We start from the raw sequence: 24463 nt of genomic DNA on the forward strand, positions 1-24463 counted from the left end.
TTGGTATTTTCCCAACAGCTTTCTAATAGTCTACAAATCTTGTGTATATACCGCACCATTCACCGGCTCTTTTGATACGCCTCTTTGTTGTTGCAGTAAGAAAATAGATACACCACATAATACAAGAACGCTCCCAATCACTTGCATACTATTTAACTTCTCACCAAGTAAGAAAAAGGCAAGTATGGACGCGCCAACAGGTTCTCCTAAAATACTCATTGAGATCGTTGTCGCATTCACATAATTTAACAGCCAGTTATTAATCATATGTGAAGCTGTTGGTACCATCGCAAGTAAAATAAAAATCCACCAGTCCCATGTAGAATATCCTGTAAACGGTACACTCATTACTACGTTATAAATTGCTATAAATATACCTGCAAATGCAAAAACAGTGAAACTATAAATCCAATGGGAAACTTTCTTAACCGTTGTTTGCCCGATAAATAAATAGCCAACAACTGCAATGACACTTAAAAAGGATAAAATATCTCCAATGATTGCTTGTTCACTTAATCCTAAATCTCCCCAGCCGATACACATCACGCCAAGAATAGCAATTCCCATTGTGACAACTGCCGAATACGTAGTTCTTTCTTTAAACAGAAAAAAGCCTCCAATTAAAGATATAATTGGCTGGAGTGCTAAAATAATTGTTGAACTTGCAACGGTTGTAAATTTTAAAGATGCAAACCATAAAAGAAAATGCAGTGCTAAAAAGAATCCTGATCCGATTAAAAAAATCCAATCTCGCTTTTGAATTCTGCGAAATTCTTCCCGTTTCCTCCAAACAATTGGCAGCATAAGCACGACAATAATCCATAATCGATACATACTTAAAATTGAAGATGGCGCTGAGGACATCTTTACGAAAACAGCTGCAAATGAAATAGCTATAATGGAAACTGCTAACGGTAGTGCAATTGCTTTTTCTTGTTTCAAATTTAATTCGCCCCTCTCCCCTGTAAAAAATCCACTTCATTATAGCTTTTTTCTTTCTTAACATAAAGTGAAACTTTAATNNACGGGCAGTTTATCTCCCACCTTACTTCTTTGCTTTCGCCAAATTTTGAGGTGGGAGTATTACTGACCGTTAATGCGGGATAAAGGGAATTTTCCATTAGTAGGAGAGCTTTATTCCCCGCCTATCTTCCTTGCTTTTCTCTGAATCTTGAAATGAAGGTATTACTGCCCGCACATAAATACTAATTTTTTAGATTCTTCTTACCATTATGGTAAAATATAAAATGAGAAGCACAGCCGTGCTACCCTCACAGAACAGTTACAGCATATTTTTTATTTAGGGGGATCATACATGAATCAAGCAATCGGGAGAATCGAAGAAATTTCATTTTTCAGTACATCACTTCAAGAAGAGCTTACACTTCTCGTTTATTTACCAGCCAATTATACGCCATTACACAAACATACAGTTGTAATTGCACAAGATGGTAGAGATTATTTTCAACTTGGTAAAGCACACCGCGTAATTGAGCGTCTTCGCGAAAATGAAGAAATCGACCGAACAATTATTGTCGGTATTCCATATAAAAATGTACACGATCGTAGAGAAAAATATTTTCCAAATGACGTAAAGAATGCAGCATATATTCGTTTTCTCGCTCATGAACTTGTTCCATATATTGATGAAAATTATCCAACCTATCAAATGGGAAAAGGGCGCGTATTAATCGGTGATTCCCTTGGCGGCACAGTATCTTTTATGACAGCGCTTAAGTATCCACATACATTTGGTAAAGTCGTTATGCAATCGCCATTTGTCGATGAAACAGTGCTTCGCCTTACAAAAGACTTTACAGAGCCGCAAGCATTGGACATTTATCATGTAATTGGTACAGAAGAAACAAATGTGAAGCGAACAGACGGACAAACTTCTGATTTCGTTGGCCCGAACCGTGAACTGCATGCACTTCTTACAGAAAAGCATTTCGCAACACATTACGAGGAATTCGAAGGAAATCATACTTGGAAACATTGGCAGGCAGATTTACCAAAAGCATTCTCTCATATTCTATCAATGAAATAAAAGAAAGCAGTATTCAGAATTATTTGATATAATATAAAAAGAGATTTGTTTTCTCAAAATCTAACTAGACTTACAAAGGGAGGAATTAAAAAATGAAACTAGGCATTGTAATTTTTCCATCAAAAATGATCCAAGATAAAGCGAACGGACTGCGTAAGCGTTATGATCCGCATTATGCATTGGTTCCGCCACATATCACACTAAAAGCACCCTTTGAGGCACCAGATGAAGAATTAGAAACGATTGTCCAAGAACTACACACAATCGCAAACAAAACAAATCCGTTCACCCTTCATGTTGGAAAGGTGAACTCATTCGCACCTGTTAATAATGTTATTTATTTTAAAGTAGAAAAAACACCTGAACTCGCATTCTTAAATGAAGAAATGCATAACGGATTCTTCAGCCAAGAACGCGAGTACGCATTCGTACCACATTTAACAGTCGGGCAAAATTTATCAGATGCAGAGCATGCTGATGTGTTAGGTCGCTTGCGTATGAAGGACTTTTATTACGAACAACCAATCGATCGTTTCCATCTTCTCTACCAATTAGAAAATGAAACGTGGACTGTACACGAAACATTTCATCTTGGAAAGGAGAACAAGTAATTTGCAAGCACAAATCGTACAAACAGACCAACAGCTAAGAGATGCATTCTCTGTACGTAAACAAGTCTTTGTTGAAGAGCAACATGTATCTGCTGAAGAAGAATACGATCAATTTGAAGAAATCGCTAAACACATTGTTATATATGATGATAATATTCCAGTCGGAGCAGGCCGCCTTCGCACGGTTGATGGCATTGGGAAAGTAGAACGTATATGCGTTCTCGCTTCCCATCGCAAAAAAGGAATTGGAAAAATCATTATGGACACGCTCGAAGCATATGCTCAGGAAAAGTCGATGCCAAAATTGAAACTCCATGCCCAAACACAGGCAGAATCCTTCTATAAGAAACTCGGATATCAAACTGTTTCTGATGTATTTATAGAAGCTGATATACCACATGTTGTGATGATAAAAGAGTTGTGATTTTCTAAACAGGAGGTAACCCCTCCTGTTTTTTACATTGCTATTTTCTTTTTCTTCCGCTAAAGTTAAAAGTTGATGCTATAAATTTGAAGGTGAATGTATGACTCAAGAAAAATTTTCACAAAAATCATTAACACACGCTAGCATTCCGCAAGCGACATATCATATTCCAAAAACATCTTCCCATTTAATTGTGGAGAAGGATGCAGATGCCACTTATTTCCGTGCTTTAGAACAACAAGGCGTTTATTTAAATGAAAAACAATTAGAAGCGGTACGAACGACAGAAGGCCCTGTTCTTACATTGGCCGGAGCCGGGAGCGGAAAAACATCTGTTTTAACTACCCGCGTTGGCTATTTAATCAACGTAAAAAATGTGCATCCGCGCAATATTTTACTACTGACGTTTACACAAAAAGCTGCTGAAGAAATCAGAAGCCGCGTGGCAGGCTTACCTGGCATGAATCGTACTGCAAGCCAGTATGTTGTCGCAGGTACATTTCATTCCGTCTTTTTAAAATTACTTCGTAGTCAAGGATATAATCAGCAAATTTTAGCGAATGAAAAACATAAACAAATTATGATTAAGAAAATTTTGAAAGAATTGCGTTTAAAAGATGATTATGACGCTGAAACAATGCTCGCAATGATTTCACTTGAAAAAAACAAATTAAATCGCCCAAAAGATGTACAAGCTAAAACACCTGTTGAACAGGAATTTCGTGAAGTATATGAGCGCTATGAAGATGTGAAACAACGATACGGCTACATAGATTTTGACGATATCTTGCTAGAAACATTCTATATGCTTGAAAATAACGCTCCGTTGTTAACGCAATTACAAGAACGCTTCCACTATATTGAGGTGGATGAATTCCAAGATACCTCTTATGCACAATATGAAATTGTAAAGCTGTTAGCTTCGCCGCGAAATAATTTATTTATCGCGGGTGACGATGATCAGGCGATCTACGGCTGGCGCGGCGCAAGCCATCGAATTATCTTATCATTTCCGAAAGAATTTGATGATACAAGCATCATTGCTCTTAATACAAATTATCGTTCCAATCCATTTATCGTAGGACTTGGAAATGAAGTAATTAAACTCAATCAAGAACGTTTTAAAAAAGAATTGTATTCTGTTCATGAAGAAGGGATACAACCATTTTACGCACGTCCTGCAACCACTCTTGATGAAGCAAATCAAATTCTACAACTCATTCAGGATAAAGTGGCGAGCGGTGAGCGCGCATACAAAGACTTTTGTTTGCTATATCGTACACACTCCGTAAGTCGTTCTTTACTCGATCAGCTTACGATTCATAAAATTCCGTTTATAAAACACGGTGCGAGCCAATCGTTCTATGAACATTCTTTAATTAAACCCGTATTAGATCATCTGCGCCTAGCATACGAACCGTTTCGAATCGAATCGCTCTCAAACATATTGCCAACGATGTATATCGGCCGTGATGAATGTATTTCATTTATTGAACGTGAACAGTGGAAATATGGCGAAGGAAGATTCCCTTCCCTTCTCCATTTCCTATTGCTCAACCCAAATTTAAAACCATTTCAAGTCAAAAAAATAAACGACCGGATTGATTTTATTAAATTTATAAAAGAATTGGAACCAAAAAAAGCACTAAAAGAAATTATCAAGGGTAAAGGTAAATATTTAGAGTACTTACAAAGCAATGACCGCTCTTCCTTTACAATGCATAAAGACATACAAGAAGAGATGCTAGAAGAACTGATGGAATCAGCAAATCGTTTTACTGATATCCCTGCTTATTTAGAATTTATTAATACGGCTATTCAAAGTCAAAAAGAAATGGAAGCATTAAAAACAATGCAACAGAAAGATGCCGTATCCCTGATGTCCATTCATAATGCAAAGGGTCTTGAGTTCCCGTGCGTCTTTTTACTTGGCGCAAGTGATGGTATACTGCCCCACTCATCATCTTTAAAAGATGCAAATGACCGCGTCACGGATACTTCGGAAGCGTTAGAAGAAGAAAGAAGATTGCTCTACGTCGCTATCACACGTGCAAAAGAAGAACTTTATATTTCCTCTCCGCAATTTTTCAGAGGAAAAAAATTAGATATATCTCGTTTTTTATATATCACGCGAAAAGATGTACCGAAAACGTCAGCACCTTAACATGTGGTGCTGATTTTTTTTATATCTTTCTCAAACAATATTCAGCTTATTGTCTAGCGCTGTTCGTAAAAAATTCCCATTAGAATTCGACTTTGTCTCCCGTAATATCGCCCATTCTCGACTCATAATCTAATAGTATAGACTTGAGGATACGGGGTGATCAATATGAGCTGCAATTGCAACGATGAGAACGATATATCCTTTGATGCAAGCTGTGTATGTAACGTTGTTCTATTCATACATGAATTACAAGAATGTGCAGCCACTACTTACTCTACGAGTTATGAAATTCCCTTTCTTGCTTCGCATTATAAAACTGACATGCCCAATACACGCCCATTTATTTTATTCACGCAATCAGGAAATCCATTTGAAGTATACGTCCCTTCTGCAAATAAAAATTGCCGCTCTCCTATTTTCCGTGTAGAAAGTGTCGATAAAGATTGTTGTGCAGTATTACGTGCATTAATCGTTATCGTGGGGAAGGAACCTGACACTAGTCCAAACCCTGTCTGTACTTATTTATCTGTTCCGCACGCTAAATTACGTGCAACCCCTTCTTTTATCACTGTTGATTTAAATTGTTTCTGTGGTATTCAGTGTTTACGTGATGCAGCTGTTGCAAACTGCTAAAGTTCGGCTGATTATTAATAATCATACATAAACGAATCGTAATTTCTTTTCCCTCCACAATTAGCTCCTTCCCCTTCCAGCTACATTAGTGGAATATATCTAACTATTCAATCCTCTCCCCTTCTAATAACGATCCCCTTCCTTCCAGTACTTTCATAAAAAACACTCACAATCCAGTGAGTGTTTTTTAGCCTTGGTTTTGTTGATCAGAAGTGTTCTTTTTCTTTACACAATTACAACCCTTTTTCTTTACAAAGCCTTGCTGCTGAAGTTGCTGCATTTGTTGCTGGTATTGAGCTTGATACGCTGGGTGAACCTTATAATATGGATTTGGTTGTGGATCATTTCTCATAGTAAACATCTCCCCTGCGGTAGAATTCTATCCATTTACTATATGAACAACCTTTCCACTCTGTTCCTCCCATTTTCCTATTCAATAAATCGACTAATTATCGTTTCTATAATAGCTGCTGCACCTGCAATGGCTAACAATAGTATAAGCGGTTCTGCCACTTTAGGAATAAAATAATACAAAAAAAGTAAAAATGCACTCACCCATACTCCCGTACACCAATAACAACTTAACAATTCTCCGATCCACTTTTGGAGTCCTTTTCCTTTTACTTTCGTATAAATGGATACTGTACCATCCGGTTCATTTATTTGCACCTCTTCAATAAATGGCCTACGCAAAAATGATGTAATTTTATCATAAACAATAAGCCTCGTTAACCGGAAAGCCGCACATGCAAAAATAAAGAACATAAGCCAACTTGTAAATAACATTTCCCTCTCCTACCTTTACATTAACATTACTTCTACCCATAAAAAAAAACTCTGTAAGAGGAGTAACCGATTGACTCCCGCTTCAATATCCTATTAATGTAAATCAAAACTCAATGATAAGGAGTGTATAGAATGAGTTGCAATGATGACAAAAAGCATTGTCACGATACTAATTGTGTATGTGACGTCGTGAATTTTATTGACGAACTACAAAACGTACAACATGATAATTTTTGCCCAACTGGTTGCGAAAACCCAATTCTAGGCGCAAACTGTAGCGGTACTTCTCCACTAGCTAATACTCGCCCTTTCGTACTATTTGATAAAAAAGGTGTCATTTTCCTACCAGCAAGCTGCTTTAACATTATTAATCCGGGCTCTATGACATCTGATGCTTTTGAGCTGCCTATCCCAGTTCCTTCTCCGTTTTTACGCGTGGAAAGCGTAGATTGTGAGTGCTGTGCAGTTCTTAGGGTACTAGTACCAGATGTTTCAAACCTTAGCTCTGGTGCCTTAGATGATCTTATAAGAGAGCTTTCACTGTTCTTGCCAACTACAAACCACCCATCAACACAAGCTGATTTCCAAGCAATCGCAAGAACTTTAATTTGCAAATATCAAAACGGCATCACTTTCAGAGATACTGGAGGAGGTTCAGGAGTATCGCCTAGACTTACTACAGAATTCTTCGGTCTAGCATCTACTAACTTCTGTATCACAGTTGACTTACAATGTTTCTGTGCAATTCAATGTTTGCGTGACACTTTCATTGGAAGAGTGTAATTTTATTGTAAAACTAAAAAACTATGAGGTGACAGAGTATCTGTCACCTTTCTATATTTGTTCCTATAAGCCCATCATTTTAATGTGAACGATATCTTCGAATTTAACTTTAATTTCTTTTGTTTTCTCCATCATTTTGATTGCTACATATCCTTCTTCATAAGAAAGTACGTATCCAGTTAAATTTTCTTTTACTGTTTTAATTTGACATCTTACTTTCGGAATATACTTAGGTTTGTGTATTAAAAAATGGAGTTTTTCTTCATTATTCATATCTTTGAAGGACTTTCTTTTCTGCACACCTTTAGATAAACCTGCTTCCTCATTTTTCTTCTCTGCTACGATTGGATTAGAAAATAATTTATTCTCTTTTGCAGCCATTACTCTTGTTTCTGGTTGCTCATCTTTAAGTTGTTCACCATCAGTTTGCTGCTCTTTTGTAAATTCCACCTGTTCCTTTACTTCTTCAATCACTTCAGCTTCTGCTATTACATCCTCTCCCTTTACTTCTTCAATCATTCCAGCTTTTATTACTACATCCTCTTCTTCACTGATGCTTATTGCCTCTTCCTTGGTATCTATTCTCTTTTCCTTTTCCTCTTCCGCTACAGATTCCAATTTATTTTCTGGCTTTATAATAAACGTCTTTTGCATGTTCAAATTAGCCTCATTAAGTGTAGGTTGTGCAATATATATTATCGATCGCTTATCTTTAGCTTTGCTCTGTTTCCGTTTCAAGTCACTTCCCTCCCATTCTTACAAACTCCCACTGTTAGATGTATATTCACGTGATACGGAAATTTGCTTTATTTTTTATATGTAGACATGTGATTTCATGTATCTTCTCATTCCGTACAATATGAATTGATTATCAGCTTCCCTTATTACCTTTACCTACCGTGATTTCTGAGATTATAAGCCTTAAAGTATTAGACTACATCACTATAATTAAAGAACTACTGTTTTAAGGATTCTGCTTTTATTATTCTTTACATATCCGACAGCCTTGCCATGAGAAAAAACAGTCATAATCAAATTCAATATTGCATAAAGAAAATGTGTTTATACATGAAATAGATAACGATATATATATTCAAAATGTTTTATAACTTTATTTTTTAACATCTGTTCAAATGTCCTGTCTCAAATTAAGCTAAATTTTCGGGGGGACTATAGGAGATTAGACGTCCTTATCATAGAAAAATAGGAATTTGTCCATTTCAAATCTACTCCTGTTTGCATTAAATATAATGTACTAAATAAGAAAAGAAGGTGAAAATATGTTTGATTGTTGTGGATCACATCATCATGGTTCTCATTTTAAGATAGCTGTTCCATGTCCTACCCCTGGCACTATCTCTGTTCCTTTTCCTACTCCTTGCCCTACTTGCCCTACTTGCCCTACTTGCCCTACACCTCCTCCTCCGGCTAATTGTACTACATGCTCCATTTTTTATAACCAGGGTGCACTTCCTGCTATAGCATTGGGACTTCCTCAAGGAATTAACCCCGTGGGAATGATTGATCCTTTAAGAATTCGCTTTTGTGATTGTGGAAATCCAGATCTCAATGATGTTGTAGTGCAATTTAACTCAAACTCAGGTGGCATGCCAGCGAGATTTGAAGGATTTATAACAAGTATCACAAATTGCAATGCAGGCACAGATAATGCTACATTTACGGGAGTAGCAGCACTCGAAAACCAAATTTACAACTTCACATTAAACATTAATACTGTTCTAGGAGCACAAACAATAACATTTGTATTTACAAATCAAAATAATCCTTTGGATGTAATCACTATAGTAATTACACCGCCAATATCAAATCCAGATAAAAGAGTAACAATTACTGACTGTACTTTATAGTGCTGCAGACATTATTTTGTAATCAAAAATCCTGAGATCACTGTTTTATGTAATATATATTTATTAATACCTGTACCGTTTTTCCATCTAGCGTTACAACAGGTGAACCTCTCCCACTAAATTTCAGTGGGAGTATTTTAGAGATTGATTTCACAGCTAGACCGAATATACTCAAATGAAGCAAGTATTGTTACAATGCTAAAAACCTTTGCAAATTACCTTCAACTACCCACAAAGTCAAAAAACTAATTTTCCATTTAATTTAGTAAAAAGCAATGTATAGAAATTTTTCTATACATTGCTTTCTCTTTTTCACCGCAAAATATAATATTTGACAGCCACATGAATGTTCTCATCTATAATACCTCTCTATACCAATCCTACATACTATCATTCTACATTCAGTTCTTTCTCAGGAAAGACTACGCCAAGCAAATCTATGATTCTGTGTAAAAAAGTGTGTTCATTTTGAACTCTGTTTAGAGCCCTTGAAGCTATCGTTTTTCTTTCTTCCTCGTTGTTTAAATAATATTCTATCTTTTCTATAAGGTCCTGAGGTGTACGATATGTTTCAATATCATAGCCAGGTTTATAAAATCCACTTAAATCCGGACGAATATCAGTTAGTTGAAAAGCCCCGCAAGCAGATATTTCGAACGTTCTTGGATTAAGAGATAAAGCCTCTATCTTTTCACTATTTTTATTAATAGTCGCGTCATCATGTGAACGATGTAGGTTGAGTACAATTTTCGCCCCATTGTAGTAATTCGCTGTCTCTTCAGGAGATAACCAATGATTGGCATTGATTCTTTGCTGTAACAAATGATAATTCTTCAAACTTTTCCAGCCAATACCGGAAATCAGCATATTTTTATTTGCCAAATAGCTCGTAATTTCATCAAAAAATCTTACACGATTTGAAAATGCCACTCCAATAAACAAAATATCTGTTTTATATTTTTCATCAACCTCCCTCGGATAAAATACATTAGGATCTGCAGCAAGCGGCAGATGATAAACATTTTGACATCCTATCGATTTATAAAAAGAAATACAATTGATTTCTTGGGTGAAAACAAAATCATAATAAGGTGCAATTCTTTTGCTTTGGTCTATAACATATGGATCATCTGTCATCCACACAGCTGTTTTTATTCCACTCCTCTTCAACAGTTCCACTTGATGACAAGGTAACTTGAATCCGCTAAAGACAAGGACAAGATCTGGCTTTACTTTTTGGGAAACTCGCAGTAAATCTTGCTTTGGTGATACTACATGTAGTTCTCGAACTACCTTTTTCAGGCTGTCAATAATCCCCATCTCTAACGGCCAATATGGTACATCGTATTCAGAGGATACGAATATAATGATTAATTTTTTGAGGTCCCCAACATTATCCCGCGTGCAGATATGATTTGAAATATTCCAATTAAAATCCAATAATTTATCATGAAAATTCTGATATACATAATCTTCTTTCATAATATTTTAATACACCCCTTCCTCAGATTATAATCAACACAAGGCGTTTTTAACCTCCGAATAAATTTATTATATAAATTGACTTGATAATTCCATGGCAGAAAACAACTCTTGATATAATGCAATCTATCTCTATAACAAAAGGGTAGAATATTTACTATTCTACCCTTTTGTTATAAACAATTTATTCTTATAATCCTAAAATGTGTATTTCGCAACCTAAAAGTGGTTCTTTCCAAAGTTGGTTGAAATTCCAACAATTTGTCCATACTGTTCCTATTATTTAAGTGAGGGATGGTACTGTAAAATGAATGATGTGGTAAAATTGTTAGATGAAAACCTTAGATATATCTCACACGAAATTATAGAAGACACGCTATTTATTCGGGTTGCCTCGGAGAAGCTGTCATTAACATGTCCTTCCTGTAGTATAACTTCGACCAAAGTTCATTCTCGATATGAAAGAACATTTCATGATTTGCCCATTCAAGGGAAGAAGGTTGTATATGTGATCAATAATCGCAAAACATTTGCTGAACAATTCTTATTTTTACCCTATAAAGCGAAAAAATCCACTCGCTTGGAACAAGAAATCATGAAAATCGCCAAAAATGTTAGTTTGCTTGTAGCTGAAAAAATATTGAACCGTGGCATTGCGAAGGTTGGAAAAAGCACCATTTGCAATCTACTAAAAAAAAACAATCGAAATTGATAAAGCCCAGGTAAAAAGAGTCTGTATCGATGATTTTGCTTTAAAAAAGAGACATACGTATGGCACAATTATGGTTGATTTAGATACACATCAAGTGGTTGACTTGATTCGTTCTAGAAACGGCGAAGAGGTGACAAGTTGGCTAAAAACTTTTCCGAATTTGGAGATTGTTTCTAGAGATGGTTCTATTACGTATGCTCATTCCATTGCAGGGGCTCATCCGAATGCTATTCAAATAAGCGACCGCTTTCACTTGCTTCAAAATCTGACAAAGTATTGTACAGAATTTTTCAAGTCCATCATAAAAACGAACGTCAAAATCCCAGTGAAAACCTCAAAGAAAGCACCTCTTATGAACGCGAATAATTTAAACATACCATTCACAAAAAAAGTCAAAATAGCGAATGGCTTAATGGATACTGGTTATACGTTTCACCAAATAGCGAAAGCTTTACAGATGGATATCAGAACAGTGAAAAAGGTTTTATCCATGAGCTTAAGCGAACAAGAAGAATATCTGATAAGCACAATGAAAATATCTCATGAACATAAAAAGTTGCAGAAAGAAAAACAGATATGTGAAGCACGGCAGCTGTATAAACAAGGAAACTCCAAGCGAAGTATCGCACGTCAACTCGGGTTAGATCGCAGAACCATCTCTAAATATTTGAATCCAGAAACAACAGGAATGCATGCAAGCTTAGGGCAAACGAGAACGAGCATGCTAGATCCCTATGCAGAAGAAATAAAACAGTACGTAACCAATAGGTATACATCTGTTCAGATTGGTGCCATTCTTCGAAAGAAAGGATACAAAGGTTCCACCTCTACTGTGCGGCATTATATTTCCAAACTGAAAGAATCTTTCTTTGAAGACCCTCAATTGTTACATGATACGGAGTTCGAATTCGTGAAGCGAAAAGAGATTATCGCTCTTTTGTTCTGCTCGGAGAAAACAAAAATCAAATTATCTGAAGAACAAATAAAAGAAATTTACAAGTTGCATTCGAAAATCGAATCCGTCACAAACTTGGTGAATGACTTTAGGGACATCCTGAGACAAAAAAGAAACGATGCACTGCAAAGCTGGATTGAACGAGCGACTGCACTAGATATTCAACCGCTCAATAGCTTTATCAATGGAATAGAAAGAGATTTGACAGCTGTGAAAAATGCCATCGCTTATGAATATAATAATGGTCTAGCCGAAGGGAAAATCAATAAATTAAAGTTGATAAAGCGCACCATGTATGGTCGTTGTCTGTTCGATTTATTGAGAAACAAAATCTTACTACTAGAATATGAGAAAGAGGTTCTTTTCAACTAACTTTGGAAAGAACCAGTTTTAGATTAACAAAAACAAAAATGTACTATTTCGTATTACAAGTGGCTTCTTCTAATAATTATTTATATCCAAGTACGCTAAAAAATTTGTAATCTTCCTAAACTATATTGCATATCTATAGACACCCTTATAAAATTCATTTATCGTAACAATAGCCATCCTACCAAGTTATAAATTCCAGAACAAACGCCATTGATTATTCCTAATGTAAGTATCATAACTTCGTAGAAAGATGTTCCTATTTTCTTCATAACCTTCTGTACTTATAACACCACAATCATGAAGGCACCATGGACTTACTTGTCTAACAACACCTACTTCATATCCAGCTTTTATAAACTCCAAACTTTGGGAAATATCATAAAAATGCCACCCTTTAAATATATCTTCTCTCCACGCAATATCATACTGTGTGATCATGATGAAACCATCAATAGACATCACTCGCTCATAGTCATTTATTATACGATTAAACAATAGTAACTCTTTTTTATCTTTTGAAGGAGCAAAATATAATCCGCCGTACGTCAATCTAGGTGGCCACCCAGAGATACTTGGTACTCCTTTCGCCCCTAATACACCAACTATTCCTAATATAGGATATTTCTCGAATAATGTAATCACATCGTATAGGAAGTCTGTATTTAAAATATAAGTGTCTTGATGAAGATAAACCTTATACTTAGCATCACTTTTTCTCATTGCATGATTATATCCAGATGTAAGACTAACAGCATCTTCAATAGCTAGTATCTCAATTTTATAATTGTTAGGAACTTTCAGTGATTTAATGTGCTGTAAAGCTATATTGTACTCATCAAAATTATTCACACAGGATATGAAACACACTTTTTTATTATCCATCAATTTGTCCCCTATTAGTCTAAAAATTATAGTTACTTTTTCTTCTTCATATTTTTAATTCTTCCTTTTAAAATATGCAATAACCTCCTTTCGGTTAATTAAAAACATGTGATTTCCATATAATTTTATATACATTCTCTCACTCTGACTTAAATAAAAGCCCTTCCTCTGCAATAAAAAACTTGCAAACAGTTTCTTTTAAGATACTACATTCCTCATCTTACCTTGTATAAAAATCCTTTAGGGTGGAAAGTTACAAAGAATTTATGCTTACTTTCATCTATGACAAACTCATTATTCTCCCCCAAAAATTCCTCTAAGGCTTCCATCGGTCCTGGCCCCCAATTCGGTAATACGGGATGACCATTTATATTCGTATCCTCTGCAACTAAATAACTTCCTATTGTAACGAATTTACTGTATAGTCTTAATTCATCAAGTACATGATTTTTGCTGTGATCGGAATCTAAAATCGCCATTACTACATCTCCAGGATTAATCATGCTTCGGACTTTTTCTATCGCTTCAGGAGATATTGAAGATGCTTGTAAATAAGTTAATCGTGGATGAGTAGGAAGATTAGGCTGAGGTGCTATATCAATGGAAATAATTTTCCCTTTTTGAATTAAATCCAACATTGATGAAAAAAATAACGCACTTCCTCCACTGTGTGTCCCGCATTCAATAATAAGGTCAGGCTTGATTTCATAAATCATTTCCTGATATAAAAATAAATCTAAAGGGCATTTTTGCATTGGAACCCCTAACCATTTCGTGCTCGTAGCCCATACTAAGCTATTATAGTAATATTTGTGAAATTCTTCTATAAGGTTATACATATAGAACACCCCTCATCTACATTTTCGTTTTATTCTATAAAATACACCAAGAATATAATATGTTTAAATGTTGAATTATCCACCGTTTCATTTTAAACATTCAGAAAAGTTACCTATAAAAACTAAGAATACATTCATAACGAATAAAGTAAAAAATCGTGAGAAGAATCAACATCTAAAAAAATTAATCTTTTGATTTTCGCCAGTATACGGCATGATTGTCAATTCGAATAAGAGGTTCTGTAATATTGCGTTCTCTACGAAAATCTGTAACTGCTGGTTCACAAGTAGGCAATGCATAATCATCGATGATAATAACCCCCCCCTTTGATACCTTATCATATAAATTTGTCAAACTATCCATTGTAGATTCATAAAGGTCACCATCCAATCGTAAAATTGCTAATTTATCAATTAGAGCAATAGGTAACGTATCCTTAAACCACCCTTTTAGAAATCGAACATTTTCATCAAGCAAGTTATACTTTTGAAAATTCTCTTTTACTTGCTCTAGGGAGACACGCAAATAATCAAACGTATGAAACCCGGCGCCTTTATCTCTCGGATACTTTATTTCATTTGGAGCTGGCAATCCTTGAAACGAGTCCGCTAACCATACCTTGCGGTCTTCAATTCCATGAACCTTTAAAAAACCACACATAAAGATACAGGCACCTCCTCGCCACACACCTGTTTCAATAAAATCTCCTTCTATATTTTCGTTTAGAACCGTTTCCATACACATCTGTAAATTATCCATACGCATACGTCCGATCATACTGTGAGAAAATTTCGGCCAGATTTCTCCCATTCTCTTTTTTTCGGGATCTGCAGGCATTGTTCGATTACTAGCCCCCCCCGAAAGAAAATCTACTTCATGCTCTTGCCAAATTTCGAATAAGATGGTCTTCTTCAACAGTTCAATATACATTTCTCTACCTTGTTCTATATGCACAATATCCGCTCCTTTATGTAAAATCCTATATAGAATTATACTTATTCCTATAATTATGAATTATTCTAAGTTCCCAATATACTATACTATTTTCGATACAAAAACATCCTATTGATTCAGCTCTCCTATTTGATTTCTTATATATTCAAAAAACATTTATTTTGCTTTTAAATAATATATTCTCTATAATTTTGAACAAAAATGTTTCTATTTTCCTCATAACCAGTCCAGTCTATAATACCAGTATCATGAAAACACCATGGGCGTTCTTGTTTAACAACCCCCACTTCATAGCCAGCTTTCACAAACTCTAAACTTTGAGAAACATCATAGAAATGCCAACCTTTAAACAAGTCTTCCCTCCACATAAGATCATACTGAGTAACCATGATTACACCATCAATAGCCAGTACTTTCTCATAATCATTTATTACCTTACGGGCCGATCCTAATTCTAGGATACCTTTCCCTTTTGGAGTATGATACATAATTCCATATATATGAGAACTATGTATCATATTTCCATTTGGTAAGTTTTTTGCACCTAACGGCCCAAGCATTCCTAATTTAGGATATTTCTCAAATAACGTAATCACATCAGATATAAAATTCCCATTTAGGATATAAGCATCCTGATGAAGATAAACTTTATATTTCGCATCACTTTTTTTCATTGCTTCATTATATCCAGATGTAAGACTGGTTGCTTTTTCAATAGCTATGGTTTCAATCTCATAACCATGAGGAACCTTCAAAGTATCAATATAATGTAATGCTGTATTGTACTCTTCAAAATTATTGACACAAGATATGAAGCTTACTTTGTTATTATTCATCTAACTTTCTCCTATAATTTCAGAATTAGAATTTTTTCACACTTTTAAGTATCCTTCTTTAAATTATGCGATCAACTTCTTTTGGTTATCAAATTGAAATTTTTTATTTTATACGAATTATATCTATAATATTGGAATTTACACGGATATTTAACTTTAGCAACAAGGTAATGCTAAAGTTCTGTTCCCTTCCCCCGCTTCCACCATGTCATGTACGTTTTTCTACAGATATTCACCCACGTACATAAAGATTAGATTTGCTAGGGATAGATCAATTCCCCATGTGATGTTTCGTTAAATAGCTAAGTCTATCGCGATAATACCTTTCCTTTTACATTGAAAAAACCTATTGTCCTTCGCTCTTAAAACACTTATTAGAAGTTAGCATTATTTTTAGTGCAGCATACTTTGGGAACTAAGCAAATAAGAACATCACAGTCTACTCGTTTCCCTTTCTTTCAAATATTCCCCCAGCCCTTCTTGCCAAGGTTTCATTAAATCGAGTCTATTCAAACGCAGCGCACAAGGATTTAAAACCGAATAAGCAGGACGTGGAGCCCCCGCGCCAAATCCCTTCGTAGAAATGGGTGTTGTATTAACACTTATATTACATAAAGAAAATATCTCCCTAGCAAACTCATACCATGTACAAGCCCCAGCATTGGATGCGTGATACGTTCCATATAGTTCTGTCTCCATCAACTCTTTCACACATTGCACTAAATCTTTTACATGGGTTGGGGATCCTGTTTGGTCATTCACTACTTTAATCCCCAGCTGGTTTTTTGCAAGCTTCAGCATCGTTTCAACAAAGTTATTTCCATACTTTCCGTAAAGCCAAGAAGTACGCACAATAAAATGGCGTGAATGAAAATTCTTAACAAAATTTTCTCCTGCATATTTTGAGGCTCCATACACGTTTATCGGATTAGGAGTATCAAACTCATCATAGCCAGTGTCTTTTTTCCCATCGAATACATAATCGGTGCTAATATAAACAAGTTTAGCTGACATCTTCTCGGCTACAACAGCGACATTTCTTGTTCCAAGAGCATTTACAAGAAATGCTTGATCTCTTTCAGTTTCAGCTAAATCTACCTTTGTGTATGCAGCACAATGAATAATAATGTTAGGATTTATTTTTCTTAAAATGAGATCGACTTTTGAAAAATCCGTTATGTCCATATCTTCTCGGCTTAAAGCACAAACCAGATAACCTAAATCATGTAAATCTTCAGCAAACTGTCTGCCTAATTGCCCCTTCGCTCCAGTAATCGCTATTACTTTCTTCATAACTCTCTCCCTCTACTCAGATGTACCGTATTTTAGAGGCTTCCACCAGGTTTCACTCCGTTTATACCATTGAATAACCTCCTGAAGGCCCGATTCAAATGTATAGACTTGCTTCCATCCAAGCTCTTTTTTAATCTTTTCAGCATTAATAGCATATCGCCAATCATGCCCTAGGCGGTCCTTTACAAATATAATTTGCTCTTTAGAGGCGCCTAACTGTTCAATGATGAGCTCTACAATTTCAATGTTGCGATTCTCATTATTTCCGCCAATATTATATATTTCTCCTTTTTCTCCTTTATGCAGCACTAAATCAATAGCAGTACAATGATCATATACGTGAAGCCAATCTCGAATATTTCTGCCCGTTCCGTATACAGGCAGAGGTTTATTCTCCAAGGCATTTGTAATCATGAGAGGAATCAATTTCTCCGGATATTGATAAGGACCATAATTATTAGAACATCGTGTAATATTTACATGTAAACCGTATGTTTTACAGTAAGCTAATACGATCAAATCAGCACTCGCTTTACTAGAAGAGTAAGGACTGTTAGGATTCAATGACGTATCCTCTGTGAAGACTCCTGTTTCCCCCAATGAACCGTACACTTCATCAGTAGAAATTTGAATGAATTTTTCAATTTGATTTGCAAGAGCAGCTTCTAGTAATGTTGTTGTTCCTAATATATTTGTAGAATAAAAGATTTGTGGATTTTCAATACTGCGGTCAACATGAGATTCTGCGGCAAAGTTAATAATACTGTTAATTTCATATTGATTTATTACGTAATGAAGCAATTCTTTATTTTGAATATCTCCTTTAATAAACCGGTAATTCTTTCTGTCTTTTATCTCTTCTAAGTTCAATAAATTGCCGCAATAAGTCAATGCATCGTAATTAATAATGTTATAGTGCGGGTACTTCTTAACTAAAAATCTTATAAAATTACTACCAATAAAACCTGCTCCACCTGTTACTAAAATATTCATGTGCGTTTCTCCCTAAAATGAAAATTATGATTACCATCTTGTAAAGACGGCAATGACTGGTCCTTGTCGGATAAAATCGGGTCTTTAACCGGCCAATCGATTTGCAATTCTTCATCATTCCAGCGTATCCCGCTATCATATTGGAAATCGTAATGTTCATCAACCTTATACATGACAATTGTGTTAGGGACTAATGTACAAAAGCCATGTGCATATCCTTTTGGCACAAGCAACTGCCGATGATTATAGTCGCTTAATATAAACCCTTGCCATTTCTTATATGTGGGGGATTCTTTTCGCAAGTCTACGATAACATCAAATATGACTCCTTGTATCACTTGTACGAGCTTCGTTTGAGCCTTAGGATTTGTTTGAAAATGCAATCCTCTTATTGTCCCTGCTTCCAGCGATTTTGATATATTGTCCTGAATAAATTGATATGGCACTTGTAATTGATCGAAAATTTTTTCATTATAGCTTTCTTTAAAAAACCCCCTATGATCCTTATATATGTCTGGCTCTACAATGTGTACATTCTCGAATAAAGTTTCAATTACGTTCATTTCCGCCATCACCTCCATTATTCAGTTTTTTCATTAAATTTCTTCTCGGATCGGATGTCTTTTGCAAGTACATTGCTACACCAAAGAGGATTATGAACCTCTCCTCCACTCCATCACCCCCGTTAATATATATAAGTCAATATTCCTCGTTATTTTAATATGTTATTTCTAATTCACCACCAGAAAGTAAATAATTACTTTTTACCTTTGTAATGGGATATAGACGTGATCCTGTACCATCAGTAAGACTAGCCCCTCTCATCTAATCCCTCCTCTTCTTGTAAAATGCAACTTTAATCAGCGGATTACTACCCATGAATAGCAGCATAAACATATCTCTTTATTCATTTTACTTTTTAAACATGATATATATGCCGCTTATAACCATACGGTACTAGCTAAATCTTGTACAATTTATATGATTATAGCGTAGAAAATTAATTTCTTTTGTTCATTTCATTGCTGATTCTAAAACGATATAAAACATCCAATACTAAGTTCTGGCTTAGCTGGCACGCACATAAAAAAGCAGCCAGCTGTTTCTAGGCGATTTCTCGATTTTTAAATATATGGAATTTATTATCCCGAAATAGATATTTTAATTATTATAAAAGGGTGTATTTACTAAGATATTCTTCGCACAAAAATCTATCTATTTGCATATAGTATAAGTGTTATCAAATATCAACTTAATTAATGAAAAGGAAGGAGTATTTGTCTATGGTTCTATCAATATGCAAAAGTAGCATCTGTCGCCAGTTCTCCAACATACCACTTGGAACTATAATAACAGTCGTAGGTAAATCCGGTTTTGTTTATGGAACAGCCAAACTTATAGACTTTAATAACTGGACTGGCATAGTCACATTAGAAGAAGATTTACCATCTCCAAGCGTGACGAATATTATAAAAATTAGTTGTAATAATGTTGAAAGCATCATAACAACAGAAGAATAAAAATAATTGCTACAATTGGTGATATATAATGAAGTTACTGTATATTTCTTCTGGTTATCACGGTATTTACGATTATTTAGATCACAGTATGAAAGCTGGGCTAAACGATAATAGTTATGAATGGATCTCCTTTCACCCATTAGAACCTATAGAAAAGCTGCAATCTATTGTTGCCACGTTTCAACCACAAGTGGTTCTAACTATATTAGGAGACTATCTTTCCGTACAAGCTATTCAATATTTTAAAAAAAATGGTATTAAGCTAGCATGTTGGATGACTGAGGATCCTTATTATTTTGATAAAACTTTTCAAGTCATTGATAGATTTGACTATATCTTTACCATCGATACCGGCTCTTTAAAACACTATCAATTAGCCCACCCGAATGCCTATTATTTTCCGTTAGGTACAAATGATTCCATTTTTAAACCTCGCTTAATAGAACATGCATACAAAAGCGATTTACTCCTTGTAGGATATCCATATCCCACACGGGTAAATCTCATCCATTTTCTCTTGAAAAATACAAACTATTACATCGTCCTAGTTGGGAAGGGATGGCGTAATAGACTACAAAAACACTGGAGAAACAACCCCAGAGTTTTGATTAAAGATACATGGATAAATCCAAAAGTAGTTTCCTATTTTTACAACGGGGCCAGCATTGTATTAAATCCTCATCGAAGCCACAGTTTCTTGTATAATCAAAACACATCTGGAATTATTAGCGAAAGTATTAATAACCGAACGTTTGATATTGCGGCATGTGGGGCTTTTCAACTGATAGAGGAAAAACCTAATCTTCGTTCTTTCTTTACTGAAGAAGAAATGGTATCTTACCGGGATTATGAAGATTGTCTATGTAAAGTGGTTACCTATATGAATAATAAAGAAGAGAGACAGGTTATTGCTCAAAAGGCTCAAAAACAAGTGATAGAACAGCACACATTTAGTCAAAGAATGAAAGAAATGATAAATATTATTCAATCATAAAAATCGTATTCTATCGCAAACATAATTTATCGAAAAAATAAAATCTTAGTACCTATTCATTATGCTCCAAACAATTTATGCTTGAACTCCACCTTATTTGAAGCAAACTTTACTTTTCAAATTTGAACAAGAAAAAACATCGATATGATAAGCGATGTTTTTTCTTGGTATAAAGTATTTCCTCACCCCGTCTTTCCATGAACATATAGATGAAAAATTTTTAAAACGCAAAAAAAGATGTTCCACAACGAAACTCATTCGTAGAAATCGAAAAAAGGTTGAATGTTATGTTGTTTTACTGAAAAATTTCTTTTGCAACTCCATATCTTGTTCGTTTCCACCAAGTCTACCTTTGTATAAAGTGAAACTTTAATCAGTGGGGGGCTTCGTTCCCCACTGATTATTAGCCCTCACCAATCTGGCTTTTACAGACAATTGATCCCCCACCTATCTTCTTTACCTTTGCTAAATTTTAAAAGGTCTTACCATCCGTTACTGCAGAATAAATAACATAATGAATAACAATATTAGAATCCATTTCCTATGGAATAGCTATCACTTCCGCGATAGCTACAATATGCATTCCTTTTTTATATCCAACCTCTTAAAGTGTACTGTCAAATCCATTCCCAAAATATAAATCTTTTGCCAACGTATTTGCCCTATAGAGGGAATCATGAGTTCCAGCGTCAGTCCACCAGCCCTTTAATACATCATAAGTTAAAGTACCTCTTTTAATATATTCATTGTTCAAGTCCGTTATTTCCAATTCTCCGCGGTTAGATGGACTTAACTTTTTGACCATCTTAAATACATCTGCATCATACATATAAATTCCTGTTACTGCATAAGAACTTTTCGGCTTCTTTGGCTTTTCCTCTATATTTACAATATAATCACCCTGTATTTCAGGAACTCCGAATCTTTTTGGATCATCAACTTCCTTCAAAAGAATTTTCGCTCCTTCTTTTTGCTTCTGATACCCTTTTACATAATGAAATAATGTATCAGAAAATATATTATCACCTAGAATGACAAGCATTCTGTCATTACCGATAAATGTCTCACACAACCCTAAAGCTTGCGCAATTCCTCCTGCTTTTTCTTGTACTCTGTAAGTAAATGAAACTCCAAAATCAGTTCCGCTCCCTAAGAAATTAACTACATTGCCCATATGTTCTTTTCCTGTTACGACAATAATGTCTGTAATCCCACATTCTTTCAACTTAAAAACCGAGTGATAAATCATTGGATAACGCCCTACAGGCAGCAAGTGTTTATTAGTCACCCTAGTAATAGGGTATAATCGTGATCCTGTACCTCCAGCTAAAATAATGCCTTTCATATGATTGCTCCTTTCCCTCTATAAAAGTCTAAAACGTACCCTGATGTTTTATTTAAGTAAAAGCAGAGAAATATCCATATTACCAAACCATCTAAAGATACCCTTCTGTATCTATCCTCAAATCCCACAATGTATCAATGAAATTTCTTTGCAGTATTAATACAATTCGTTAGGGTTCATTTTTATTCTTCATCTTTTCATAAATACGTTTCCTGCTATGCTCATGACACCTAATGAATAAAATCTTTTTATTCTTTTCTCGGAAACCTTCAACTACTAAAATGCCTTTGAAGAAAACTCAGTGAAGTAACAATAGTAGATTTTTTCATGACAACGGTTTTAAAACAAAATGCTGTATAGGTTGATTTATTATAAAAAACATACGCTCTATAAACGTTAATTTTTTATTCTATAAAACAATAAAACCCTTGGTAACAAGGGTTTGATCTAGAGTGTTGAAAAACAACTCTGTCAATACAATTCTTAAATAAAATACTTTAAAAACTCCCCCTGTTTTAGAAAAATAGAAAGAAAGGGGGAGTTTTCATGTTTTATAACCAACAAAATCTCGAGATTACACAAAATCGTAAATTTTATGAAGCTATGTATGACCAAGACCATCATTTAGTTCGTATTGAAAAAGAAATGAATTGGAATATTGTCTATAAGTTAGTTAAGCCCTTCTACCAATCTTCTGTGGGGCGCCCTTTTGTAGATCCACTGATTATGGTGAAAATTTTACTGATTCAATATGTAGAAGGGTTTCGTTCCGTTCGTTTCACATGTAAACAAGTTAAACAAAACGCTACATACAGATGGTTTTTAGGAGTTTTTCCACATGCGAAAATCCCATGTCATTCCACAATTTCTAAATTTCTCAATCATCGAATACAGGGTGTTTCCATTTGGGAAGATCTTTTTCATCATATCTTAAATCAAATTCAAAAAGATGGCTTTTTATCCCGAGACACCTGGATTGCGGATGAAACCGAGCTGAAGGCAAATGCAAATAAGCGAAATCGTGAAGTTTGGATACAAGAAGTAGAAGTCAAAGAAGATTCTTATACTTTAGAGAAAGTGAACAAGCGAAGAATAGAAAAAGGGAAGAAACCCTTCCTTCCTCAGCCAGTAAAAATCGAAACAAAACGCATTCTTAAAAGTCCGACCGATCCAGATGCACGTCTCTCTGTAAAACATGATGCCAGGGGACGGTTCGCTTATTTTGAGCACCGAATTGTAGATGTCTTACACAATTTTATCATTGATACGCATATCACACCGGCAAATGTCCCGGGACATCGTATTTTACTGAACCGAATAGAACGTGTAAAAGAACGATTAGGATATTATCCGAAAGAAATTGCGTTAGATGCTGGCTACTATAATGCCCGATTGGCGGAAGGATTGTTTGAAAAAGAATTGTTTTCCTATATTTCTTATCGTCGTTATGCAAATAAAGAACATCCAGAGTGTAAAAAGATACAATTTAAACAAGTAAATCAAGATGTATATGCTTGTCCATGCGGAATTCCATTTCACTATAAAACGACTACAAGAAGTGGGTATCATGAATACAAGCCTGAAAAAGGAAGTTGTACAGGGTGTCCTTTTGCGAAAAAAACAGATCGTGTTTTACGTATCTCTGTCCACGAAGAAATTTATCATAGATTGAGGGTTCAGCGCTTATCATATAGAGGGAAAATTTTACGGTTTGTGAGGCCTTCCACTGTGGAACTTAGTTTTGCACAAAGTAAAGAACTCCACGGTTTACGTTTCGCCCGTTACCGTGGAGTTCAAAAAGTAACTATACAGGCTTTGTTGACAGCCATCATCCAAAACTTGATAAAGTGGACCAAACTACTTTCGCTAAAGGAAGTTGGTCTACATCTAACTTATCAAATTACAGAGGAAATAGAAAGTGAAAATGTCACCTTTTAGGTGACATTTTCACAGAGTGTTGGGAAACCCT

The 24463-nt window shown here is 35.2% G+C and carries 26 protein-coding genes; 12 read left to right on the top strand and 14 right to left on the bottom strand.

What is annotated here, in order from left to right; genetic code table 11:
- Positions 1 to 30: 30 nt before the first annotated feature.
- Positions 31 to 942, bottom strand: coding sequence for a DMT family transporter (locus tag COO03_RS10420; protein WP_097897114.1), 912 nt, complete (start codon positions 940 to 942; stop codon positions 31 to 33).
- A gap of 373 nt (positions 943 to 1315) precedes the next feature.
- Between COO03_RS10420 and COO03_RS10430 the strand changes: the two genes are divergently transcribed.
- The 5 genes from COO03_RS10430 (at position 1316) to COO03_RS10450 (ending at position 5879) form a co-directional block, all read left to right on the top strand.
- Positions 1316 to 2047 carry an alpha/beta hydrolase gene (locus COO03_RS10430; protein ID WP_097897115.1) on the top strand — a complete coding sequence of 244 codons (732 nt, stop codon included), beginning with the start codon at positions 1316 to 1318 and terminating at the stop codon, positions 2045 to 2047.
- A 92-nt stretch (positions 2048 to 2139) separates the two neighbouring features.
- Positions 2140 to 2658: a YjcG family protein gene (locus COO03_RS10435; protein WP_097897116.1), complete on the top strand. Its 519-nt coding sequence runs from the start codon at positions 2140 to 2142 to the stop codon at positions 2656 to 2658.
- 1 nt (position 2659) lies between these two features.
- Positions 2660 to 3082, top strand: coding sequence for a GNAT family N-acetyltransferase (locus COO03_RS10440; protein WP_097897117.1), 423 nt, complete (start codon positions 2660 to 2662; stop codon positions 3080 to 3082).
- Between the two features lie 100 nt (positions 3083 to 3182).
- Positions 3183 to 5246: an ATP-dependent helicase gene (locus COO03_RS10445; RefSeq protein ID WP_097897118.1), complete on the top strand. Its 2064-nt coding sequence runs from the start codon at positions 3183 to 3185 to the stop codon at positions 5244 to 5246.
- 165 nt (positions 5247 to 5411) lie between these two features.
- Positions 5412 to 5879, top strand: coding sequence for a CotY/CotZ family spore coat protein (locus tag COO03_RS10450; RefSeq protein WP_097897119.1), 468 nt, complete (start codon positions 5412 to 5414; stop codon positions 5877 to 5879).
- A gap of 187 nt (positions 5880 to 6066) precedes the next feature.
- Here the strand turns inward: COO03_RS10450 and COO03_RS10455 are convergent, their stop codons facing one another.
- Positions 6067 to 6240: a cytochrome C oxidase subunit III gene (locus tag COO03_RS10455; protein WP_097897120.1), complete on the bottom strand. Its 174-nt coding sequence runs from the start codon at positions 6238 to 6240 to the stop codon at positions 6067 to 6069.
- A 68-nt stretch (positions 6241 to 6308) separates the two neighbouring features.
- Positions 6309 to 6665 (bottom strand): DUF1360 domain-containing protein, encoded by a 357-nt coding sequence (locus COO03_RS10460; protein ID WP_097897121.1) that lies wholly within the window; start codon positions 6663 to 6665, stop codon positions 6309 to 6311.
- A 132-nt stretch (positions 6666 to 6797) separates the two neighbouring features.
- Between COO03_RS10460 and COO03_RS28020 the strand changes: the two genes are divergently transcribed.
- Complete coding sequence (locus tag COO03_RS28020; RefSeq protein WP_097897122.1) at positions 6798 to 7448, top strand: CotY/CotZ family spore coat protein; 651 nt, start codon at positions 6798 to 6800, stop codon at positions 7446 to 7448.
- Between the two features lie 63 nt (positions 7449 to 7511).
- On the opposite strand, the gene COO03_RS10470 is transcribed toward COO03_RS28020, so the two are convergent.
- Positions 7512 to 8186 (bottom strand): CotO family spore coat protein, encoded by a 675-nt coding sequence (locus COO03_RS10470; RefSeq protein WP_097897123.1) that lies wholly within the window; start codon positions 8184 to 8186, stop codon positions 7512 to 7514.
- Positions 8187 to 8763: 577 nt separating this feature from the next.
- Positions 8764 to 8898, bottom strand: a complete 135-nt coding sequence (locus tag COO03_RS27540; protein ID WP_255287488.1) for a hypothetical protein — start codon at positions 8896 to 8898, stop codon at positions 8764 to 8766.
- A 61-nt stretch (positions 8899 to 8959) separates the two neighbouring features.
- Here COO03_RS27540 and COO03_RS10475 point away from each other — a divergent pair, with 61 nt between their 5' ends.
- Positions 8960 to 9316, top strand: coding sequence for a hypothetical protein (locus tag COO03_RS10475; protein WP_097897124.1), 357 nt, complete (start codon positions 8960 to 8962; stop codon positions 9314 to 9316).
- Positions 9317 to 9706: 390 nt separating this feature from the next.
- Here the strand turns inward: COO03_RS10475 and COO03_RS10480 are convergent, their stop codons facing one another.
- Entirely contained in the window at positions 9707 to 10798 is a 1092-nt protein-coding gene (locus COO03_RS10480; RefSeq protein WP_097897125.1) for a CgeB family protein, read from the bottom strand.
- Positions 10799 to 11105: 307 nt separating this feature from the next.
- Here COO03_RS10480 and COO03_RS27545 point away from each other — a divergent pair, with 307 nt between their 5' ends.
- Both COO03_RS27545 and COO03_RS10490 read left to right on the top strand, forming a co-directional pair.
- On the top strand, positions 11106 to 11510 hold the full coding sequence (locus COO03_RS27545) for a transposase family protein (protein ID WP_097897126.1): 405 nt from the start codon (positions 11106 to 11108) through the stop codon (positions 11508 to 11510).
- Positions 11506 to 12837 (top strand): ISL3 family transposase, encoded by a 1332-nt coding sequence (locus COO03_RS10490; RefSeq protein ID WP_141523308.1) that lies wholly within the window; start codon positions 11506 to 11508, stop codon positions 12835 to 12837. Before COO03_RS27545 ends, COO03_RS10490 begins: the two co-directional genes overlap by 5 nt.
- Positions 12838 to 13023: 186 nt before the next feature.
- Here the strand turns inward: COO03_RS10490 and COO03_RS10495 are convergent, their stop codons facing one another.
- The 7 genes from COO03_RS10495 to rfbC form a co-directional block, all read right to left on the bottom strand.
- Positions 13024 to 13719 carry a glycosyltransferase family protein gene (locus tag COO03_RS10495; protein WP_097897128.1) on the bottom strand — a complete coding sequence of 232 codons (696 nt, stop codon included), beginning with the start codon at positions 13717 to 13719 and terminating at the stop codon, positions 13024 to 13026.
- A gap of 215 nt (positions 13720 to 13934) precedes the next feature.
- A complete protein-coding gene (locus COO03_RS10500; protein WP_097897129.1) occupies positions 13935 to 14558 on the bottom strand; it encodes a CmcI family methyltransferase in 624 nt (207 codons plus the stop codon).
- A gap of 184 nt (positions 14559 to 14742) precedes the next feature.
- Complete coding sequence (locus COO03_RS10505; protein ID WP_097897140.1) at positions 14743 to 15489, bottom strand: TylF/MycF family methyltransferase; 747 nt, start codon at positions 15487 to 15489, stop codon at positions 14743 to 14745.
- 191 nt (positions 15490 to 15680) lie between these two features.
- Positions 15681 to 16349, bottom strand: coding sequence for a glycosyltransferase family protein (locus tag COO03_RS10510; RefSeq protein ID WP_097897130.1), 669 nt, complete (start codon positions 16347 to 16349; stop codon positions 15681 to 15683).
- Positions 16350 to 16781: 432 nt separating this feature from the next.
- A complete protein-coding gene (rfbD, locus tag COO03_RS10515; protein WP_097897131.1) occupies positions 16782 to 17642 on the bottom strand; it encodes a dTDP-4-dehydrorhamnose reductase in 861 nt (286 codons plus the stop codon).
- A gap of 12 nt (positions 17643 to 17654) precedes the next feature.
- A complete protein-coding gene (gene rfbB / locus COO03_RS10520) occupies positions 17655 to 18635 on the bottom strand; it encodes a dTDP-glucose 4,6-dehydratase (protein ID WP_097897132.1) in 981 nt (326 codons plus the stop codon).
- The gene (gene rfbC, locus COO03_RS10525) at positions 18632 to 19198 is read right to left on the bottom strand and encodes a dTDP-4-dehydrorhamnose 3,5-epimerase (protein ID WP_097897133.1); all 567 of its coding nucleotides are present in this window, start codon (positions 19196 to 19198) and stop codon (positions 18632 to 18634) included. The genes rfbB and rfbC overlap by 4 nt, the downstream gene beginning before the upstream one ends.
- 720 nt (positions 19199 to 19918) lie before the next feature.
- On the opposite strand from rfbC, the gene COO03_RS10530 reads away from it, so the two are divergent.
- Together COO03_RS10530 and COO03_RS10535 are read left to right on the top strand one after the other, a co-directional pair.
- On the top strand, positions 19919 to 20155 hold the full coding sequence (locus COO03_RS10530) for a CGEA protein (protein WP_097897134.1): 237 nt from the start codon (positions 19919 to 19921) through the stop codon (positions 20153 to 20155).
- A gap of 28 nt (positions 20156 to 20183) precedes the next feature.
- A complete protein-coding gene (locus COO03_RS10535) occupies positions 20184 to 21149 on the top strand; it encodes a CgeB family protein (RefSeq protein ID WP_097897135.1) in 966 nt (321 codons plus the stop codon).
- Positions 21150 to 21753: 604 nt separating this feature from the next.
- On the opposite strand, the gene COO03_RS10540 is transcribed toward COO03_RS10535, so the two are convergent.
- Positions 21754 to 22494: a sugar phosphate nucleotidyltransferase gene (locus COO03_RS10540; protein WP_097897136.1), complete on the bottom strand. Its 741-nt coding sequence runs from the start codon at positions 22492 to 22494 to the stop codon at positions 21754 to 21756.
- Between the two features lie 546 nt (positions 22495 to 23040).
- On the opposite strand from COO03_RS10540, the gene COO03_RS10545 reads away from it, so the two are divergent.
- Entirely contained in the window at positions 23041 to 24432 is a 1392-nt protein-coding gene (locus COO03_RS10545; RefSeq protein WP_097897137.1) for an IS1182 family transposase, read from the top strand.
- Positions 24433 to 24463 lie beyond the last annotated feature (31 nt).

Source organism: Bacillus sp. AFS098217, from assembly GCF_002551815.1.
In the GTDB taxonomy this organism is placed as follows: domain Bacteria; phylum Bacillota; class Bacilli; order Bacillales; family Bacillaceae_G; genus Bacillus_A.

What these genes read in the sequence shown, in the direction of transcription:
- COO03_RS10455 (WP_097897120.1), bottom strand. Translation starts at nt 6,240, where the DNA reads ATGTTTACTATGAGAAATGATCCACAACCAAATCCATATTATAAGGTT.
- COO03_RS10435 (WP_097897116.1), top strand. Translation starts at nt 2,140, where the DNA reads ATGAAACTAGGCATTGTAATTTTTCCATCAAAAATGATCCAAGATAAA.
- COO03_RS10480 (WP_097897125.1), bottom strand. Translation starts at nt 10,798, where the DNA reads ATGAAAGAAGATTATGTATATCAGAATTTTCATGATAAATTATTGGAT.
- COO03_RS10495 (WP_097897128.1), bottom strand. Translation starts at nt 13,719, where the DNA reads ATGGATAATAAAAAAGTGTGTTTCATATCCTGTGTGAATAATTTTGAT.
- COO03_RS10500 (WP_097897129.1), bottom strand. Translation starts at nt 14,558, where the DNA reads ATGTATAACCTTATAGAAGAATTTCACAAATATTACTATAATAGCTTA.
- COO03_RS28020 (WP_097897122.1), top strand. Translation starts at nt 6,798, where the DNA reads ATGAGTTGCAATGATGACAAAAAGCATTGTCACGATACTAATTGTGTA.
- COO03_RS10505 (WP_097897140.1), bottom strand. Translation starts at nt 15,489, where the DNA reads ATGTATATTGAACTGTTGAAGAAGACCATCTTATTCGAAATTTGGCAA.
- COO03_RS10430 (WP_097897115.1), top strand. Translation starts at nt 1,316, where the DNA reads ATGAATCAAGCAATCGGGAGAATCGAAGAAATTTCATTTTTCAGTACA.
- COO03_RS10535 (WP_097897135.1), top strand. Translation starts at nt 20,184, where the DNA reads ATGAAGTTACTGTATATTTCTTCTGGTTATCACGGTATTTACGATTAT.
- COO03_RS10530 (WP_097897134.1), top strand. Translation starts at nt 19,919, where the DNA reads ATGGTTCTATCAATATGCAAAAGTAGCATCTGTCGCCAGTTCTCCAAC.
- rfbD (WP_097897131.1), bottom strand. Translation starts at nt 17,642, where the DNA reads ATGAAGAAAGTAATAGCGATTACTGGAGCGAAGGGGCAATTAGGCAGA.
- COO03_RS10445 (WP_097897118.1), top strand. Translation starts at nt 3,183, where the DNA reads ATGACTCAAGAAAAATTTTCACAAAAATCATTAACACACGCTAGCATT.
- COO03_RS27545 (WP_097897126.1), top strand. Translation starts at nt 11,106, where the DNA reads ATGAATGATGTGGTAAAATTGTTAGATGAAAACCTTAGATATATCTCA.
- COO03_RS10460 (WP_097897121.1), bottom strand. Translation starts at nt 6,665, where the DNA reads ATGTTATTTACAAGTTGGCTTATGTTCTTTATTTTTGCATGTGCGGCT.
- rfbB (WP_097897132.1), bottom strand. Translation starts at nt 18,635, where the DNA reads ATGAATATTTTAGTAACAGGTGGAGCAGGTTTTATTGGTAGTAATTTT.
- COO03_RS10545 (WP_097897137.1), top strand. Translation starts at nt 23,041, where the DNA reads ATGTTTTATAACCAACAAAATCTCGAGATTACACAAAATCGTAAATTT.
- COO03_RS10540 (WP_097897136.1), bottom strand. Translation starts at nt 22,494, where the DNA reads ATGAAAGGCATTATTTTAGCTGGAGGTACAGGATCACGATTATACCCT.
- COO03_RS10510 (WP_097897130.1), bottom strand. Translation starts at nt 16,349, where the DNA reads ATGAATAATAACAAAGTAAGCTTCATATCTTGTGTCAATAATTTTGAA.
- COO03_RS27540 (WP_255287488.1), bottom strand. Translation starts at nt 8,898, where the DNA reads ATGGAGCATGTAGTACAATTAGCCGGAGGAGGAGGTGTAGGGCAAGTA.
- rfbC (WP_097897133.1), bottom strand. Translation starts at nt 19,198, where the DNA reads ATGAACGTAATTGAAACTTTATTCGAGAATGTACACATTGTAGAGCCA.
- COO03_RS10450 (WP_097897119.1), top strand. Translation starts at nt 5,412, where the DNA reads ATGAGCTGCAATTGCAACGATGAGAACGATATATCCTTTGATGCAAGC.